Genomic DNA, 15,920 nt, shown 5'->3' on the forward strand with positions numbered 1-15,920 from the left:
GAAAGGAGGCACGACGCCGTGCGCATCCCGAAGACTCTCGTCCCCGCCGCCGCACTGATCACCGCCATCGCGCTCGTGGCGACCCTCGGTGCGAGCAGCACCACCAACCCGGGCATCACCCCCGATGTCGTGGACAGCCCGACCCTGGCCGCCGGATCGACCATGAAGAAGATCCACGACCGCGGCTACCTGCGGATCGGGACGCGCTACGACCACCCCGGCCTGTCGGCAGGGAACCTGCAGGGCCACCAGGAGGGCTTCGAGATCGATCTCGGCGAGTACATCGCCGGTCGGCTCGGTCTGCGCGCGGACCAGATCCAGTACGTCGAGGCCAGCTCCGCCAATCGCGAGCAGTTCCTCGCCCAGGACAAGGTCGACCTGGTGATGGCCACCTATTCCATCACCGACAAGCGCAGGAAGGTCGTCAGCTTCGCGGGCCCGTATGCCGACATCGGACTCGATCTCGTTGTCCTCAAGGGCAACCCGGTCGGCATCATCGACCCGCAGACCCCGCGCGGCGTGCGGATCTGCTCGACCGCCGGCGGCCAGGTCTCCGCGACCATCCGCAAGGAGTTCCCCCAGGCGAACCTCATCGAGTTCGACGTCTCGTCCAAGTGCATCGACGCGCTCAAGAACGGCACCGTCGACGCGCTGTCCACCCACGGCCCGATCGGTGCCGGGTACGTCAGCAAGGACGACGAGGACCTGGAGATGCTGGGGCGCCCGTTCTACCAGGACAACTGGGCGGTCGGGATCGCCAAGGGCGACACGCAGTTCTGCGAGTGGATCGACTTGACGCTGCAGGAGGCCTCCAAGGACGGGTCCTACGCCCGCGCGTGGGACGCCAGCCTCGGCCGCTACTCCAAGCAGCCCATGACCCTGCCGGAGCCGGAGCCGTGCTCATGACCCGGCCCGCCACCCGGCCGTCCCCAGCCGCCCGAACCCCCTGGACCCCACGATGACCGCCGTCCTCGACAACCTGCCCCTGCTGCTGTCGGGGTTCGGCACCTCGCTGGCACTGATCCTGGTCTCCTCGGTGATCGCGCTCGCGCTCGGCGTCGTCCTCGCCGGGATGCGCGTCTCACCGGTCCCGCTGCTGCAGCGCGTCGCCACCGGCTACGTCGAGTGCCTGCGGACCGTGCCCACCGCCGTCGTGTTCTTCTTCGCGCTGTTCGCCCTGCCGCAGATGGGCGTGCGGATCGGGTTCTTCCCGGCCGCCGTCGTCGCACTCGCGGTCTACTACGCGGCGTTCTTCTGCGAGGCCGTCCGCTCCGGCATCAACGCCGTACCACCGGGCCAGGCCGAGGCCGCCCGCTCGATCGGGCTCGAGTTCGGTGGATCACTGCGGTTCGTCGTCCTCCCGCAGGCCCTGCGCTCGGTGATCCCACCGCTGCTCAACGTCTTCGTCGCCCTCACCAAGAGCTCGGCCATCGCCAGCGCGTTCGGCGTCGCGGAGCTGCTGGCCTCGACCACGGCCCTGGCCACCGTCGAGAGCGACGCGGTGATCCCGATCCTGCTCGCCTGCAGCGTCTTCTACCTGATCATCACCATTCCCGCGGGCCTGGCGGCCGAGCGGCTCGAGAAGAAGGTCGCGGTGGCCCGATGACCACGACGACCCGGCCCACCACGCCGGCACCCGCCCGTCCGACGACATCCTCGGGACCCTCGGTGCTGTTCGACTGCCCGGGACCGCGCGGCCGCGCCCGCATCCGCCGCGGCGCGCTGCTCGGCGGCGGGGTCCTCGCCGTCGTCGTCGCGGCGGCGCTGGTCCAGCTCGGCCGCAACGGCATCCTCGACCCCGACCGCTGGGCGGTCCTTCTCAACCGCGACCTGGCCCGCCTGCTGTTGCGCGGGCTCTGGTCCACCCTCCAGGTCGCGCTGGTCGCGATCGTGCTGTCCGTTGCCGGGGCACTGGTCCTGGCCGCCGCCCGGCTCTCCGACCGCGGCTGGCTGCGCGGCGCGGCGCGGGTGTGGATCGAGCTGTTCCGTGGCCTGCCGCTGCTCGTCCTGATCTTCATGATCTTCCTCGGAGCCCCCGCGCTGGGTGTCGACGTCCCCACCTTCTGGGCGCTGGTCATCGGCATCACCCTCTACAACAGCGCGGTGCTCTGCGAGATCTTTCGGGCCGGTGTCCAATCGCTCCCGCGGGGGCAGCGCGAGGCCGCCTACGCGATCGGCCTACGCAAGATCGAGACCCTGCGCGTGGTACTGCTGCCCCAGGCGGTCAAGGCGATGCTCCCGGCTCTGGTCTCCCAGGTCGTGATCATCCTGAAGGAGACCTCGCTCGGCTTCGTCATCGGCTACACCGAGCTGCTGCGTGAGGGGCGGGTGGCGGTCGAGTACCTCGGCAGCACCTACGCGATCCCGGTCTACACCGCCGTCGCCGCGCTGTACCTGCTGGTCAACCTCGCGCTCTCGCGGATGGCCCGTCGGCTCGACACCGCCCGCTGACCCGACCCACCGAGCGGCCCGGCCGGGCCGACAGGAGAGATCGTGTCGAAGAAGACCGTCCTCGCCGCACTCGGCGTCGTCGTGACGCTCACGCTGACCGGGTTCGCCGCGGTCGACGCGAGCGGCTCGGTCGCCGGGCAGGGCCCCCGGACGAACCTGACCCTCACCGCACCCGCCGCACCCGGTGGTGGCTGGGACCTCGCCTCCCGCGAGTCCCAGCAGGCCCTGCGCGCCGAGTCCATCGTCAACAACGTCCAGGTGGTCAACGTGCCGGGCGCCGGCGGCACCATCGGGCTGACCCGGTTCGTCGGCATCAGGCCCGAACCGACCCAGCTGATGATGACCGGCACGGTGATGGAGGGCGCCATCACCGTCAACTCCTCCGACACCACCCTGGCCGACACCACCCCGATCGCCCGGCTCGCCGAGGACTACGAGGTGCTGATCGTCCCGGCCGAGTCGCCGTTCCGAACCCTGGAGGAATTCCTGACGGCGTGGCGGGTGGATCCGCACGGCCAGGCCGTCGGCGGCGGCGGGCTCGGCGGCACCGACCACCTCCTCGCGGGCCTGGTCGCGCAGGGGGCCGGGATCGATCCGGCCGAGGTCAACTACATCTCCTACGCCGGTGGCGGCGAGGTCCTCACCGCGCTGCTGTCGGGGACCGTGGCGATCGGGATCAGCGGATACAACGAGTTCTCCGACCAGATCGACGCCGGCAACCTGCGGGCCCTCGCCGTCTCCGCCGAGCGGCCCGTCCCCGGCATCGCAGTCCCGACGCTGGTCGATCAGGGCGTTGACGTGGCCCTGCCCAACTGGCGCGGACTCGTCGCACCGCCCGGCATCACCGCGCAGCAGCGCGACGAGCTGATCGCCGTGGTCGGCGAGATGGTCCGTAGCCCCAGCTGGCAGGACACCCTGGCCCGCAACAACTGGGAGGACGCGTTCCTCGCCGGTGACGAGTTCGGCGCCTTCCTCGCCGAGGACCAGGCCCGCGTGAACCGCATCATCGAGGAGCTCGGACTGTGAGCACACCGACCACGTCGACCGACGCCACCGCCCCCGAGTCCTCGATCTCCGACGGCTACCTGCGCCGCCGGACCGGGCTGCTGATCCCGGTCGTGCTGCTCGGTGCCGCCACGTTGCTCGCCGTCGGCACCGTCACCATGCGGGTGCCCTCGACGGCGTCGTTCCCCGGGCCGCAGGTGTTCCCAGCGGTCGTGGCGGGCGTGTGTCTGGTCCTCGCCGCGCTGCTGGCGCTCGACGTCCTGCGCCGTCCCGAGCCCGCCGCCGTCGCACGCCCGACACCGGCCGACGACCTCGACGCGTCCACCCCCGCCATCGCGCCGCATCCCGAGCACGACACCCGCCCGCGGGCCAACCGCCGCGCGCTGGCCGAGGCGATCGGCGCGGTCGTCGTGTTCATCGCCGCGCTGCAGCCGGTCGGCTGGCTCCTGTCCGGCGCCCTGCTGTTCTGGGGGGTCGCCCGTGCCCTGGGCAGCCGTCGCCCGGTCTTCGACGTGTTCCTCGCGCTGTCGTTCTCCTCCGCCGTGCAGCTCGGGTTCTCCGCGGGCCTCGGCCTCAACCTGCCTCCGGGCCTGCTCGCGGGAGCGTTCTGATGCTCGAGACGCTCGGCAACCTCGGCGAGGGCTTCGCCACCGTCCTGACCCCGATGAACCTGTTGTGGGTCGTCGTCGGTGCCCTGCTCGGTACCGCGGTCGGTGTGCTCCCCGGCCTCGGCTCGGCGATGGCTGTGGCCCTGCTCCTCCCGGTCACGTTCTCCCTGGACCCCATCGGCGCGTTCATCATGTTCGCCGGTGTCCTGTTCGGCGGGCTGTTCGGTGACTCCATCTCCGGCATCCTCATGAACACCCCCGGCAACTCGACCGCGATCGCCGGGTCCATCGAGGGTCGCACCATGGCCCGCAACGGCCGCGCTCCCCAGGCGCTGGCGACCTCGGCGATCGCGTCCTTCATCGGCGGCATCGTCGCCGCGGTGCTGGTCGTATTCTTCGCGCCCTCGCTCGCGGCGCTCGCCACCGTGTTCGGGCCGGCGGAGTACCTCGCGCTCGCGGTGTTCGCGTTCGTCGCCATCTCCGCGGTCGTCACCGACTCTGTCGTGCGCGGCCTCGCCGCACTTGGCATCGGCCTGGCGATCTCGGTTGTCGGGATCGACGGCATCTCCGGCGCCGCCCGGTTCACCGGAGGCCTGCCCGAACTGTTCGACGGCATCGACATCATCGTCATCACGGTCGGCCTGCTCGCCCTGGCGGAGGTGTTCTCCCAGGCCGCCCGGCGCGGGACCAGCGAGGACCGTAGCGTCATGCCCCACCCCGGCCGGCCTTGGCTCTCGTTCGCAGAGTTCCGCCAGGCACTGCCCGCGTGGCTGCGCGGCACCGCGACCGGGCTGCCATTCGGCATCATCCCCGTCGGCGGGTCGGAGGTCCCGACCTTCCTCGCCTACGGCACCGAGCGTCGTCTCGACGCCCGACGCGCGAACCCGATGTTCGGGCGTGGCGCTATCCAGGGCGTGGCCGGCCCCGAGGCCGCGGGTAACGCCACTGCCGGCACCGCGATGGGCGCGCTGCTCGCGCTCGGGCTGCCGACCTCGGCGACCGCGGCGATCCTGCTCGCGGCGTTTCGCCAGTACGGCCTGCAGCCCGGGCCGCTGCTGTTCGACCGGGCCCCGGACCTCGTCTGGGCGCTGCTGGCCAGCTTCTTCATCGGCCTAGTCGTGCTGCTGATCCTGAACCTGCCCTTCGCCCCGCTGTGGGCCAAGCTCCTTCTCGTCCCGAAGCACTACCTCTACGCGGGCATCACCGTGTTCGCGATGCTGGGCGTCTACGCGACCAGCGCCAAGCTCCTCGACCTCGTGCTCGTCACACTGATCGGGCTGCTCGGGCTCGCGATGCGCCGCTACGGGGTGCCGGTCGCCCCGATGCTGATCGCCATCATCCTCGGACCGCTGGCCGAGACCGAGCTGCGCCGCGCGCTGGCGGTCAGTGAGGGCGATCCGGTCGCGCTCGTCGACAGCCCGATCGCAGCGGGCCTCTACGGGCTGCTGCTGATCGTCGTCGGCGCGGTGATCGTGCGGACGGTGCGAGCCCGTCGTTCACGGCTCGGTGCCACGGCGTGACACCGCCGGTGCCGTCCGCTCCCGGCTGGTCGGAGCCCCATGTCCCCGGGGATGCCGCGGGCCTCAGCGACGACGTGGCGCACGGCCGGCGAATGGTCGTGTAGCCGCTATGCCCCTGCGAGGACACGGACGCTCAGCGTTCCAGGCGCTGTACGTGGATCCTGATCAAGTCCAACGTCTGTCCCAACGGAGTTGATCTACTCACACGGTCACCCCACGGAAGGTCTCGGAGACCGGCCGACGAGCGGAGCGAGGACGGCACGACCACCGCTGCGTATGGGGACACACGGCGAGATCTGGACCAAGCGGCGGGCCGGCTCCGGCAGCGGCAGTTCCGTGGCCCGGTGTCGCTTCCGCGACTTCGACACCCGCCGGTGAACTGCTACATCGTTACGGCGGCCTCCGGGCGGTCGGCCGCCGCGTGAGCTGCGTTGTTTGCGGTGTCGCGGCTGGCCAGAGGGCTTCGGAATGGCGGCGACGATCCGGCGCTCGCGCAGATGCCGGCGGATCGCGCGCGAGGAGTAGGCCATGTCCGCGCGCACGCGTTCGGGTCGGGCCCGGGGTCGTCCCTGGCCGCAGCGGGCGGTTGCTCGTACCTCCGCGGGGGCTCGCTCCCGCTGGAGCTCAACGGGCTCCTGGGTCGGCGTCACCGCAGTCCTCGCGGCAGTGCTCGGCCGGCAATCGCCGGAGCGGTCGGCCCACGCGGCATCCAGGCGGAGGGCGTCGTGTTCCTCGACGCGCCCTGGTCTCGGCGCCGAGCAGGGGGTAGATTCGTTTACGTTCCGCTACGTAAATTAGTTGAGGAGTGCGATCGTGCGATCACACCGCTTGGGAGACATCGAGGTCCCGGTGATGGGACTGGGCTGCATGGGGATGAGCGAGCACTACGGCGGGGCGGACTGGGACCGCTCGATCGCGACGATCCACGAGGCGATCGAGCAGGGCGTCTCACTGATCGACACCGCCGACATCTACGGCTCCGGGCACAACGAGGTCCTGGTCGGTCGGGCGATCCATGACCGGCGGGATCGGGTCCGGCTGGCGACCAAGTTCGGCATCGACCGCAGTGGCGGCGACGCCAACCGTCGCTTCCGCGGCGAAGCCGCCTACGTCCAGCGGTGCTGCGAGGCCTCACTGCTGCGTCTGGGGGTCGATGTGATCGACCTGTACTACCTGCATCGCCCGCCGCAGGACGTCGGCATCGAGGAGACCGTCGCCGCGATGGCCGAGCTGGTCAGCCAGGGCAAGGTCCGTGCGCTCGGTCTCTCCGAGGTCAGTGCGGCGGAGCTTCGCCGAGCCCACGCGGTGCACCCCATCGCTGCGGTGCAGTCGGAGTACTCGTTGTGGACCCGCGATGTCGAGCAGGTCACCCCGGTGATGGCCGAGCTCGGTGTCGGTCTGGTCGCCTACGCCCCGCTGGGACGCGGGTTCCTGACCGGCACGATCGATCGCACGAAGCTGGCCCCGACCGACTTCCGCAGCCGCAACCCCCGGTTCCAGGGCGAGGCGGGCGCCGCGAACGAGGGCATCGCCGAGGTCGTGCGGGCCGTGGCGCAGCGACTGGGCGCCAAGCCTGCACAGGTCGCGCTCGCCTGGACCTACGCGCAGGCCGAGCGGTTGGGCACCTCGGTGACCACCATCCCTGGTACCACCCGTCCCGAGCGGATCGGGGAGAACCTCGCCGCACTCGACCTCGTCCTCGACGAGCAGGCGCTCTCGGAGCTGGCGCCGCTCGGAGAGAGGGTCAGCGGCGAACGCTACGGCCCCGGCAGCGTGGGCGGCCCCCGCCCCGCAGCGCCCTCGGTCCGTTGAGCCCGCAGGCGCACGACGGCGGGGCGGCGGCGCACTCCGCCCCGCCGCGCCGGCCCGGGCGCCCCCGCGACCCCCGCATCCAGGCCACCGTGCTCGCGACGACTGCTGACATCCTCCGCGACAAGGGCGTGCCTGCCGTGACCATCGAGGCGGTCAGCGCCGCGTCGGGAGTCAGCAAGCCCACCATCTACCGCTACTGGCCGCATCGTCTCGCCCTCGCGATCGACGCGTTCGCCGACACCATGAGCCACGACGTCCCGGTGGCCGATACCGGCGACAGCCGGCGGGATCTGCTCGAGCAGGTCGGTCATGTCGCCGCCTACTACCGCAGCCCCGCCGGGGTTGTCCTGCGCCAGCTCATCGGAGCGTGCGCGAGCGATCCTCAGGCCGCCGAGCAGCTCCGCGACCGGTTCTTCGAGCATCGCCGGGCCCAGACGCGGGTGCTCTGGGAACGCGTCCAGGCTCGCGGCGAGGCACATCCCGACATCGACGCCGACACCGCGATCGACCTGCTCTTCTCTCCCCTCATCTTCCGGCTGCTCGTCGGTCACGGGAAGATCGATGCCGAGGCGGTGGGACGACTGGTCGAGGCGGCACTCGACGGCCTCCTGCGCACCGACCGCGGTTCGACACCCGTCCGCAGTCCTTCGTCGACGCAGGATGCAGGCTGACCGAGACCCTCGAAGCACCGCGGGGCGACAGCGGCGAGCCGGGTCGAACGGCGGCCGGCTGAGCCGGCTCGGAAGCACGAGCGGACCGGTCCCCGGTCCGTGGCGCGCGACGGTGCGACCTCGCGGGTGTCTCCGCTCGTGACACGTGCGGCGACGGCGTTCAGGTGGAGGAGGTGCGCAGGACCGGGGACCGGGGGAGCAGCCGGATCGGTGCGCGAGCAGCGCCGGCAACCAGGAGCGAGTCCGGCAGTGCCGAGGCGAGGTCTCTCTGTTCGGTCTCGAGTGCGCCGCCGGGTCGTCTCCGACCTGATGGAGCATCGCGGGATCGACGCCGGCCAGGCTTCCCGGGAGGACCACACATCAGTGCACTTCATCGGACCGGCCGGTGCTTCGATCCGGGTCAGGTCCGGCGGGGTGTGCTCTACGATCCGACGGTGGACCGACGGCCGAGCCACCCAGCGGACGTCGACCGCGGACCCGTCGGGTTCCTGGGACACCTCGTCGTCGGGTTCTGCGCGCTGATCCCGCTGGTCGAGCTCGGTCGCTCCGCGGTGGTGGAGCCCTATCGGGCGGGGCTGGTTCCGGTCGCGATCGGCGTCCTCCTCACGACACCCCTGCATCTGTACCTAGTGTGGTTCGCCGTGCGCGGGACCGTCGCACCGCGCGGCGGAGCGGTGTTCGCCGCGCTGCTGGTCACGTCCGGGGTGGCCGCCGTCGTCATCGGCGGCGCCTGGGCGATGATGCTGGTCTTCGTGGCGCTCGGCGCGTTCCTGGTCGGACCGCTGCGGACTGCGCTCGCGGTACTCGGGGGCTGCTGCGCCGTCGTCCTCCTCGTGGGTGTGGTCCGAGCCGACGGGTTGACCGCGAGCTACTACGTGTTCTCGCTGGTGTTCCGGGTCAGCGCGCTGTACGGGGTCATCTGGCTGGTGGCGGCGCGCCGGCGGCTGCGTGCCGCGCAGCACGAGCTGCGCGACCTCGCCGTGGTCACCGAGCGCTTCCGGATCGTCGGCTCGCTGCGGGAGGTCGTCGCCCCGGTGCTGGAGCGAGCGGCCACCGTGACGCCGAGCGCTCTGCCGGCCGTCGTCGACGACGCCCGCGACGCCCTGCTGCGGGCCCGCAGGGTCCTCGGCGGCCACCGGGCCCGGAGCCGGGCCCATGAGATCGACACCGCCCTTGCGCTGCTGACGGCCTCCGGCTCGCCCGTGGTGCTGCACGCCGCGGACGTCGACCTGAGCCGGCCCGCAACACCCGAGTTCCGGGCGGCGCTGCGCCGCGCCGTCGTCGATCTGCTGGCCCGCGACGTGCGGCACCGGGTCGCCCTGGTCGTCGAGCCCACCACCGGCGATCCGCGCGTCACCGTCGAGAACCGGGCGGCGGACCGTGGCTGAGCGCACGCCCCAGCAGCGCCAGGTACTGCTGGTCGGCATCGGTATGCACGCCGGCCTGCTGGGGTTCGTCGTCGTCCAGTCGCTCACCGACTTCGGCGGGGATCTCGGAGGATCACCGTGGGGTCTGCTCTCCCTGGTGGCGGCGGCGTGCCAGATCCACCACAGCCGGGCCGCCGTACGCGGTGAGCGGGCCGCGGCCTGGCCGGCGACCCTGACGTCGCTGGTGGGGACGGTCGTCGCGATGGGACTGCTCGGGGTTCCCGGCACCGTCGGATGGTTCCTGGTCGGTGCGTCCTCGGTCATGTTGCTCCCCGGCCGGTACCCGTTCGCGTGGCTCCTGCCCGCACTGGTGGTGCAGCTCGTGCTGGGTCTGGCGGAGACCGCGGACATGGGTGCCGCGTTCCTCGCGTGGTTCGCCGTCTACACGCCGACGGTGTTCCTGTTGGGTGCGGGTGGGCTGGTCGTGCACGCGCAGCTGGCCGTCGAGCTGGACAGGCTCGCGCGGGTCCGCGCCGAGCTGGCCGAGGTGGCGGTGCAGCGTGAGCGGCTGCGCGTGTCCCGTGACCTGCACGATCTGCTCGGACAGAGCCTGTCGGCGGTCGTGCTCAAAGGGGAGCTCGCCGGGCGGCTGCGGGACGTCGACCCGGAGCGGGCGACGCGCGAGACCGAGGATCTCGCGACCATCGCCCGCTCCGCGCTGGCCGACCTGCGCGCCACCACGGTCGACCTGCGGGCCGTGCGGCTGGACGCCGAGGTGGCCGGGGCCGTCCGGCTGCTCGACGCCGCCGGAGTCGTCGTGCACGTCACCGGCGACCCGGACGGGCTGCCCACCGACCAGGACGCACTGCTGGGCTGGGCAGTGCGGGAGGGAGTGACCAACGTGCTGCGGCACAGCGACGCGACGGCGTGCGCGATCGTGTTCGACCGATCACCGGGCAGGCTCACGATGACGATCGAGAACGACGCCCCGGCCGGCCCCGGTGGCGACGGCTCCGGACTGGACGGTCTCGCGAGCCGGGTCCGCGAGCTCGGTGGCACCCTGCGGGTCGAGCACGAGGCACGACGGTTCCGGCTGCACGTCGACGTGCCGGTGCCCTCGGCCCGGGTCGGGCACCCGTCGTGATCCGGGTGCTCGTCGCCGAGGACCAGGACATGATCCGCGGCGCGCTGGTGGCGTTGCTCGGGCTGGAGCCCGACGTCGACGTCGTCGCCGAGCTGCGCCGCGGCGACGACGTCCTCCCGGTGGCCAGGGAGCTCGGTCCGGACGTCGCCCTCCTGGACATCGACATGCCCGGTGCCGACGGCCTGATGGTGGCCCGCTCCCTGCACGACGAGCTGCCGCACGTCCGCACACTGATTCTGACCGGGCTCGACCAGCCCGGCCACATGCTCGAGGCGCTGCAGTCGCACGTGCGGGGATTCGTGCTGAAGGCAGCGCCGGCGACGACGCTGGCGCACGCCGTGCGCCGGGTCGCCGCGGGCGAGCGGGTGCTCGATCCGGACCTGGTGGCCGCCGCGCTGGAGACCGGCGCGAACCCGCTGACCCCCCGCGAGACCGACGTCCTCGGCCTGGCCGCCACCGGCCTCACCACCGACGAGATCGGCAGGCAGCTCTACCTCTCGCCGACCACCGTGCGCAACTACCTGTCCAACGCCATCGCCAAGGTCGGCGGGCGGAACCGCATCGACGCCATCGAAACGGCCCGCCGCGCCGGGTGGCTACGGTCGCGCTGACCGCAGCCGATCAGCGCAGACCCGCGTAGAACGCGCGGACGTCGTCGACCAGCAGCTCCGGCGTCTCCATGGCGGGGAAGTGCCCGCCGACGTCGAACTCGGTCCAGCGTGCGATGTTCCCGGTGTCGATCTCGGAACGGATGGAGTTGTCCGCGGCGAACACCGCCACCGCGGTGGGGGCGACCGGTCCCTCCCAGGACGCCGTGTCGTCCCCGGCCGGTGGCGTCCAGGGCATCGCGCCGTGCATCGACTCGTACAGGAACTGGGCCGATCCCGCCCCGGACCCCCACAGCCACGTCGCGGTGACGGTCGTCAGCAGCTGGTCACGGTCGACGGCCTCGTCGGGTAGCCGCCGGGCCGGGTCGGTCCACGCCTGGAACTTCTCCGTGATCCAGGCGAGTTGGGCGACCGGCGAGTCGTGCAGAGCGACACCGATGGTGGAGGGCTGGTGTGACTGCAGCTGCAGGTAGCCGGTACCCGTGGCGGCGAACTCGGCGGCCCGCCGTGCCCGCACCTTCCCGGCGTCGTCCAGGGTGGCCTCGTCTGCGGGCGGCCCGAAGCTCGACGGGCCGTTCAGGTGGATCCCGGCCACCTGGCCGCCGGCCATCGGCGCGAGGCCGGCGAGCATCGCGACGATCCCGGCGCCCGCATCCCCGCCCTGTGTGCCGTACCGGGAGTAGCCGAGCCGACGCATGAGCTCTGCGAAGGCCGCGGTGGTCCGCACCATGCCCCAGCCCGGTTCCGTGACCGGTGGGGAGAAGCCGAACCCGGGCAGCGACGGCAGCACGAGATGGAAGGCGTGCGCCGGGTCCCCGCCGTGCGCCCGGGGGTCGGTGAGCGGGCCGATGACGCGCTGGAACTCCACGACCGAGCTCGGCCAGCCGTGGCACATCAGCAGCGGCATGGCGTCGGGTTCGGGCGAGCGCACGTGCAGGAAGTGGATCTCCTGGCCGTCGATGACGGTGGTGAACTGCGGGAACGCGTTGAGGGCCGCCTCGTGCGCTCGCCAGTCGTAGGTCGTGCGCCAGTACTCGGCCAGCTCGCGCACGTGGCCGATCGCCACGCCGCGTTCCCAACCGACGCCCGGAAGCTCCGGGGCCCAGCGAGTGCGGGCGAGGCGGTCGGACAGGTCGTCGAGCGCGGCCTGCGGGACGTCGATGTGGAAGGGGCGCAGCTCGACGTCCTGGTCGGTGGCGGTGGTCATGGTCGGTCCTTCCCGGAGGGGTGGCTGCCGTCGGGGCAGTGAGACCAGCCTGGCCGCACGCCGAATCGACCGGCAGATGCCGTAGTCCCGGACCGGACGGTGACATCGGCATCTACCGGTGAGCGCGTGCGATGGTCTCCGATCAGCCGAGCTGCGGCGGAGTTCGGTCGGATCGCCCGGTGATCGCCGAGAGCACGATTCCCGCGGCGGCCATCACGGCGCCGACCGCCAACCACCCGATCTCGCCGGTGGCGAGGACGAGCGGTAGCACCAGCGCCGGTCCGATGATCCGCGCGAACGAGGCCGCCATCCCGAACACGGCCTGGTACTGGCCCTGGGCGCCCTCCGGGACGGAGCGAAACGCGACGAACCACGTCGCCGCGCCCGCCCCGATCTCACCCGCGGTCAGAACCGTCACCCCGATCAACACGAGCACGGTGGGCAGCACCGCCCCGCCTACGCTGCCCGCGAGTCCGATCAGGACACACGAGACGAGCAGTGCGGTCCCTGCCGTCACGGCCGAGCGCCGGGCGGCCGTGACGGAGCCGATCCTCGCTGCCCAGGCGGTCTGGAGAAGGAGGACCAGGATCGTGTTCAGCCCGAGCGCGACGGCAGCGACCCACTCCGGGGCACCGGTCCTGGTGGCCACCCAGAGCGGCAGGATCACGCTGAGCACCGGCATGGTGAGCTGCAGCAGCGCCGACAGGCCGGTCACCGTGACGAACCGGCCGTCACGCAGGGCGGCGAGCCCCGGGCGCCGCCCCGCCGCCATCCCGCCCCTCGTCGGGGCCGTCGCGGGCAGCCCGGCGAATAGGACGGTGCAGACCAGTGTTGCAGCGGCGCCCCCGACGAACGTCGCCCGGTAGAGCGCCGCCGAGTCGGCGGCCAGGACGACCGCGCCCCACACCGTGCCCAGTCCCATCCCGGCGTTGAGCAGTGTGTGCAGCGTCGCCCGGGCTCGTACCCGGTCCTCCGGTGCCACCGCCGCAGCGACGACGGCCTGGCGGACCGCGCCGATCCCCGCCTGCGCGACGACGAAGCAGATCGCCCCGGCCGCGTAGGAGACGAGCCCGCCGGCCAGGGCGTAGACGACGAGCGAGACCACGACCAGCCCGCTCAGCGCCACGCCCGCCCGGCGCAGACCGACAGCGTCGGCCAGCACTCCGATGGGCACGGACAAACCCAGTGCGCACGCGGCCGCGACGGCGAGCACGAGCCCGACAGTCTCGGCCGCCAACCCGACCCGGGTGCTGAAGTACAGCACCGCCGTCGCGAGAACGGCGCCGTCGACGGTGGACCCGACGAGCTGGGTGATGCGGACCCGGCGGACCGTCCGGTCTCCGCTCTCGTCGATCACCGGTGCAGCGGCATCGCCGCGCCACGGCGGTCGGCGGCCCGGCGGCCGTCACAGGGGTTCGTCTCCACGAGCCGTGATACTGCCGTGACCCCGGTGCCGAGCGCGAGCGAATCCGGAGATGAGCAGGCCGGGTGCCGGTGCGGTCACTCAGCGGCCCGACCGGCGCCCAGCTCGCGCAGCAGTACCCGGGGCGCCCCGGTCACGGGGTCCGCGACGATCGAGCCGTCGACCCGGAAGTGCGCCGCGAGCAGCCCGGGGGTCAACACCTCGGTCGGTGCGCCCAGTGCCGCGACGCGGCCCGCGGACAGCACGGCGACCAGGTCGGCGTACTGGGCGGCGAGGTCGAGCGAGTGCAGCGCCGCGACGACGGTGGTCCCGATGTCGCGGGCCAGGCGCAGGACCCCGAGCTGATGGCGGGGGTCGAGGTGGTTGGTGGGCTCGTCGAGTACCAGCACCCGAGGCTGCTGGGCCAGTGCGCGGGCCAGCAGCACCCGCTGCCGTTCCCCGCCGGACAGCTCCGACAGCGGGCGGGCGGCGAACGCGGTGCATCCGGTGCGGGCCAGGGCGTCGGCGACGACGGCGGCATCACCGGGCCCGGGTCGGCCGAAGGTCCCCAGGTGGGGGGAGCGGCCGAGCATGACGGCCTCCCACGCGGTGAAGTCGAACCCGCCGGTGTCGTCCTGGGAGAGCACCCCGACCGCGCGCGCGTTGTCGCGGTGCGCCATCGCGGCCAGGTCGTCGTCACCGAGGAGCAGGTGCCCCCGCAGCGGCTTGAGCACCCGGTACAGGGTCTTGAGCAGGGTGGACTTGCCCGACCCATTGGGCCCGACGAGAGCGAGGACGGCACCGTCGGGGACGGTCAGCGTCGCGTCGTGCACGACCCGGTCCCCGCCGTGGCCGACGCTGACGCCGTCGATCACGAGCCGGGCGCTCACACGCCCACCGCCCCCGTCGCGCTGCGGCGCAGCACCCAGAGGAAGAACGGCACGCCGATCGCGGCGGTGAGGATGCCGATCGGCAGCTCGGTCGGAGCGAGCACGAGCCTGGCGGCGGTGTCGGACCAGACCACGACGAGCGCGCCGAGCAGCACGCACACCGGCAGGGTGCGGCGGTGGTCGGCGCCGAACAGCAGCCGGGCCAGGTTCGGGACGACGAGACCGACGAACCCGATGCTGCCCGACACCGCCACCACCGCCCCGGTGAGCAGTCCGGTGAGGACGAACAGGGCCGCCCGCAGCCGGGTGGGGTCGGTGCCCAGCGCCGACGCCGTGTCGTCGCCGAGGACGAGCAGGTTGACCCGGTTCGCCTGCCACCACAGGGGCACCAGAAGCACGCCGACGATCGCGGCGGACAGTGCGAGCAGGTCCCAGCGGGCCCCGGCCAGGCTTCCGAGCATCCAGAACAGGACCTGCTGCTGGGCGTCGGTGTTGCGGGTGCGCAGCAGCAGGAAGGAGGTGATACCGCCCAGCAGCTGCCCGACCGCGACCCCGGCCAGCACCATCCGGGTCGCGTGCAGGCGCCCGCGGACCCGGGACAGGACGAAGACGCCCAGCCCCGTGAGCAGCGCACCGGTGAAGGCCGCGGCGGGCAGCGTGAACAGCCCGGCCGTCGCGGTGCCGATCGTGGTGATGACCAGGACCGCGCCGACCGAGGCCCCCGACGACAGCCCCAGGATATAGGGGTCGCCGATCGGGTTGCGGACCATGGCCTGCACCAGCAATCCGGCGACGGCGAGCCCGGCCCCCACGACGACACCGAGCAGCACACGTGGGGTGCGCAGCTCCCAGACGATGAAGTCCTCGGCCCGGTCGATCCCCGACACACCGCCGGTCAGGTGGGCGGTCACGGCGTCGAGCACCCGGCCGGGCGGGATCGACACCGGGCCGAGGCCGATCGCGACGACGACCGAGGCCAGCAGGGCGAGGAGCAGCCCGGCGAGCACGGCCGCCGGCGGCACCCGGCCGAGCAGGCCGCCGGCCGCAGGGACCGGCCGGTCCGGCGGCACCCGGCCCAGCAGGCCGCCGGTCCCCGCCGCCTCCTCATGCATGGTCATCCGGTGCCGTGGATGCCCTTCGCGATGGTGGCGACGGCGTGCCCGTTGAGCACGCTGGGGGACAGGGTGATCGACTGCGGGACGGTGACCAGCCGGTTCTCGCGCACCGCGGTCGTC

At 72.5% G+C, this 15,920-nt stretch carries 15 protein-coding genes and 1 pseudogene; 11 read left to right on the forward strand and 5 right to left on the reverse strand.

Annotated features, from left to right (window positions below):
- The first annotated feature begins 18 nt into the window (after positions 1 to 18).
- The 6 genes from Ae505Ps2_RS17510 to Ae505Ps2_RS17535 are packed head-to-tail and all read left to right on the forward strand — an operon-like array spanning position 19 to position 5,584.
- Entirely contained in the window at positions 19 to 906 is an 888-nt protein-coding gene (locus Ae505Ps2_RS17510) for a glutamate ABC transporter substrate-binding protein (RefSeq protein WP_020625880.1), read from the forward strand.
- A 52-nt stretch (positions 907 to 958) separates the two neighbouring features.
- Positions 959 to 1,606 carry an amino acid ABC transporter permease gene (locus Ae505Ps2_RS17515; RefSeq protein ID WP_020625879.1) on the forward strand — a complete coding sequence of 216 codons (648 nt, stop codon included), beginning with the start codon at positions 959 to 961 and terminating at the stop codon, positions 1,604 to 1,606.
- On the forward strand, positions 1,603 to 2,451 hold the full coding sequence (locus tag Ae505Ps2_RS17520) for an amino acid ABC transporter permease (RefSeq protein ID WP_083695073.1): 849 nt from the start codon (positions 1,603 to 1,605) through the stop codon (positions 2,449 to 2,451). Before Ae505Ps2_RS17515 ends, Ae505Ps2_RS17520 begins: the two co-directional genes overlap by 4 nt.
- 42 nt (positions 2,452 to 2,493) lie before the next feature.
- The gene (locus Ae505Ps2_RS17525; protein ID WP_075311497.1) at positions 2,494 to 3,477 is read left to right on the forward strand and encodes a tripartite tricarboxylate transporter substrate-binding protein; all 984 of its coding nucleotides are present in this window, start codon (positions 2,494 to 2,496) and stop codon (positions 3,475 to 3,477) included.
- Entirely contained in the window at positions 3,474 to 4,067 is a 594-nt protein-coding gene (locus Ae505Ps2_RS17530) for a tripartite tricarboxylate transporter TctB family protein (RefSeq protein WP_020627300.1), read from the forward strand. Before Ae505Ps2_RS17525 ends, Ae505Ps2_RS17530 begins: the two co-directional genes overlap by 4 nt.
- The gene (locus tag Ae505Ps2_RS17535) at positions 4,067 to 5,584 is read left to right on the forward strand and encodes a tripartite tricarboxylate transporter permease (protein WP_075553780.1); all 1,518 of its coding nucleotides are present in this window, start codon (positions 4,067 to 4,069) and stop codon (positions 5,582 to 5,584) included. The genes Ae505Ps2_RS17530 and Ae505Ps2_RS17535 overlap by 1 nt, the downstream gene beginning before the upstream one ends.
- A 461-nt stretch (positions 5,585 to 6,045) precedes the next feature.
- Here the strand turns inward: Ae505Ps2_RS17535 and Ae505Ps2_RS33505 are convergent.
- Positions 6,046 to 6,165 (reverse strand): annotated as a pseudogene (locus Ae505Ps2_RS33505) (IS5/IS1182 family transposase); the annotation flags it as partial.
- 232 nt (positions 6,166 to 6,397) lie between these two features.
- Here Ae505Ps2_RS33505 and Ae505Ps2_RS17540 point away from each other — a divergent pair.
- From Ae505Ps2_RS17540 to Ae505Ps2_RS17560, 5 genes are all read left to right on the forward strand, one after another.
- A complete protein-coding gene (locus Ae505Ps2_RS17540) occupies positions 6,398 to 7,396 on the forward strand; it encodes an aldo/keto reductase (protein ID WP_349289829.1) in 999 nt (332 codons plus the stop codon).
- Between the two features lie 89 nt (positions 7,397 to 7,485).
- Complete coding sequence (locus Ae505Ps2_RS17545; protein ID WP_158071471.1) at positions 7,486 to 8,067, forward strand: TetR/AcrR family transcriptional regulator; 582 nt, start codon at positions 7,486 to 7,488, stop codon at positions 8,065 to 8,067.
- 434 nt (positions 8,068 to 8,501) lie between these two features.
- Positions 8,502 to 9,455 (forward strand): hypothetical protein, encoded by a 954-nt coding sequence (locus tag Ae505Ps2_RS17550; RefSeq protein ID WP_139318981.1) that lies wholly within the window; start codon positions 8,502 to 8,504, stop codon positions 9,453 to 9,455.
- Positions 9,448 to 10,578, forward strand: coding sequence for a histidine kinase (locus tag Ae505Ps2_RS17555; protein ID WP_020627295.1), 1,131 nt, complete (start codon positions 9,448 to 9,450; stop codon positions 10,576 to 10,578). Before Ae505Ps2_RS17550 ends, Ae505Ps2_RS17555 begins: the two co-directional genes overlap by 8 nt.
- Entirely contained in the window at positions 10,575 to 11,189 is a 615-nt protein-coding gene (locus Ae505Ps2_RS17560) for a response regulator transcription factor (protein WP_075311503.1), read from the forward strand. The genes Ae505Ps2_RS17555 and Ae505Ps2_RS17560 overlap by 4 nt, the downstream gene beginning before the upstream one ends.
- Before the next feature lie 10 nt (positions 11,190 to 11,199).
- Here the strand turns inward: Ae505Ps2_RS17560 and Ae505Ps2_RS17565 are convergent, their stop codons facing one another.
- The 4 genes from Ae505Ps2_RS17565 to Ae505Ps2_RS17580 form a co-directional block, all read right to left on the reverse strand.
- A complete protein-coding gene (locus Ae505Ps2_RS17565) occupies positions 11,200 to 12,393 on the reverse strand; it encodes an epoxide hydrolase family protein (RefSeq protein WP_075311505.1) in 1,194 nt (397 codons plus the stop codon).
- Positions 12,394 to 12,535: 142 nt separating this feature from the next.
- Complete coding sequence (locus Ae505Ps2_RS17570; protein WP_198932149.1) at positions 12,536 to 13,750, reverse strand: MFS transporter; 1,215 nt, start codon at positions 13,748 to 13,750, stop codon at positions 12,536 to 12,538.
- 143 nt (positions 13,751 to 13,893) lie between these two features.
- Positions 13,894 to 14,685, reverse strand: a complete 792-nt coding sequence (locus Ae505Ps2_RS17575; RefSeq protein ID WP_075553782.1) for an ABC transporter ATP-binding protein — start codon at positions 14,683 to 14,685, stop codon at positions 13,894 to 13,896.
- On the reverse strand, positions 14,682 to 15,803 hold the full coding sequence (locus tag Ae505Ps2_RS17580; RefSeq protein WP_249265290.1) for an iron ABC transporter permease: 1,122 nt from the start codon (positions 15,801 to 15,803) through the stop codon (positions 14,682 to 14,684). Before Ae505Ps2_RS17580 ends, Ae505Ps2_RS17575 begins: the two co-directional genes overlap by 4 nt.
- Positions 15,804 to 15,920: the final 117 nt, after the last annotated feature.

Origin of the sequence: Pseudonocardia sp. Ae505_Ps2 (assembly GCF_001932425.1) — a bacterium.
Taxonomy (GTDB): Bacteria; Actinomycetota; Actinomycetes; order Mycobacteriales; family Pseudonocardiaceae; genus Pseudonocardia.

Bases quoted from the DNA above. Each gene is read 5' to 3' on its own strand.
- Ae505Ps2_RS17515 (WP_020625879.1), top strand. From the start codon at position 959: ATGACCGCCGTCCTCGACAACCTGCCCCTGCTGCTGTCGGGGTTCGGC.
- Ae505Ps2_RS17520 (WP_083695073.1), top strand. From the start codon at position 1,603: ATGACCACGACGACCCGGCCCACCACGCCGGCACCCGCCCGTCCGACG.
- Ae505Ps2_RS17535 (WP_075553780.1), top strand. From the start codon at position 4,067: ATGCTCGAGACGCTCGGCAACCTCGGCGAGGGCTTCGCCACCGTCCTG.
- Ae505Ps2_RS17565 (WP_075311505.1), bottom strand. From the start codon at position 12,393: ATGACCACCGCCACCGACCAGGACGTCGAGCTGCGCCCCTTCCACATC.
- Ae505Ps2_RS17580 (WP_249265290.1), bottom strand. From the start codon at position 15,803: ATGACCATGCATGAGGAGGCGGCGGGGACCGGCGGCCTGCTGGGCCGG.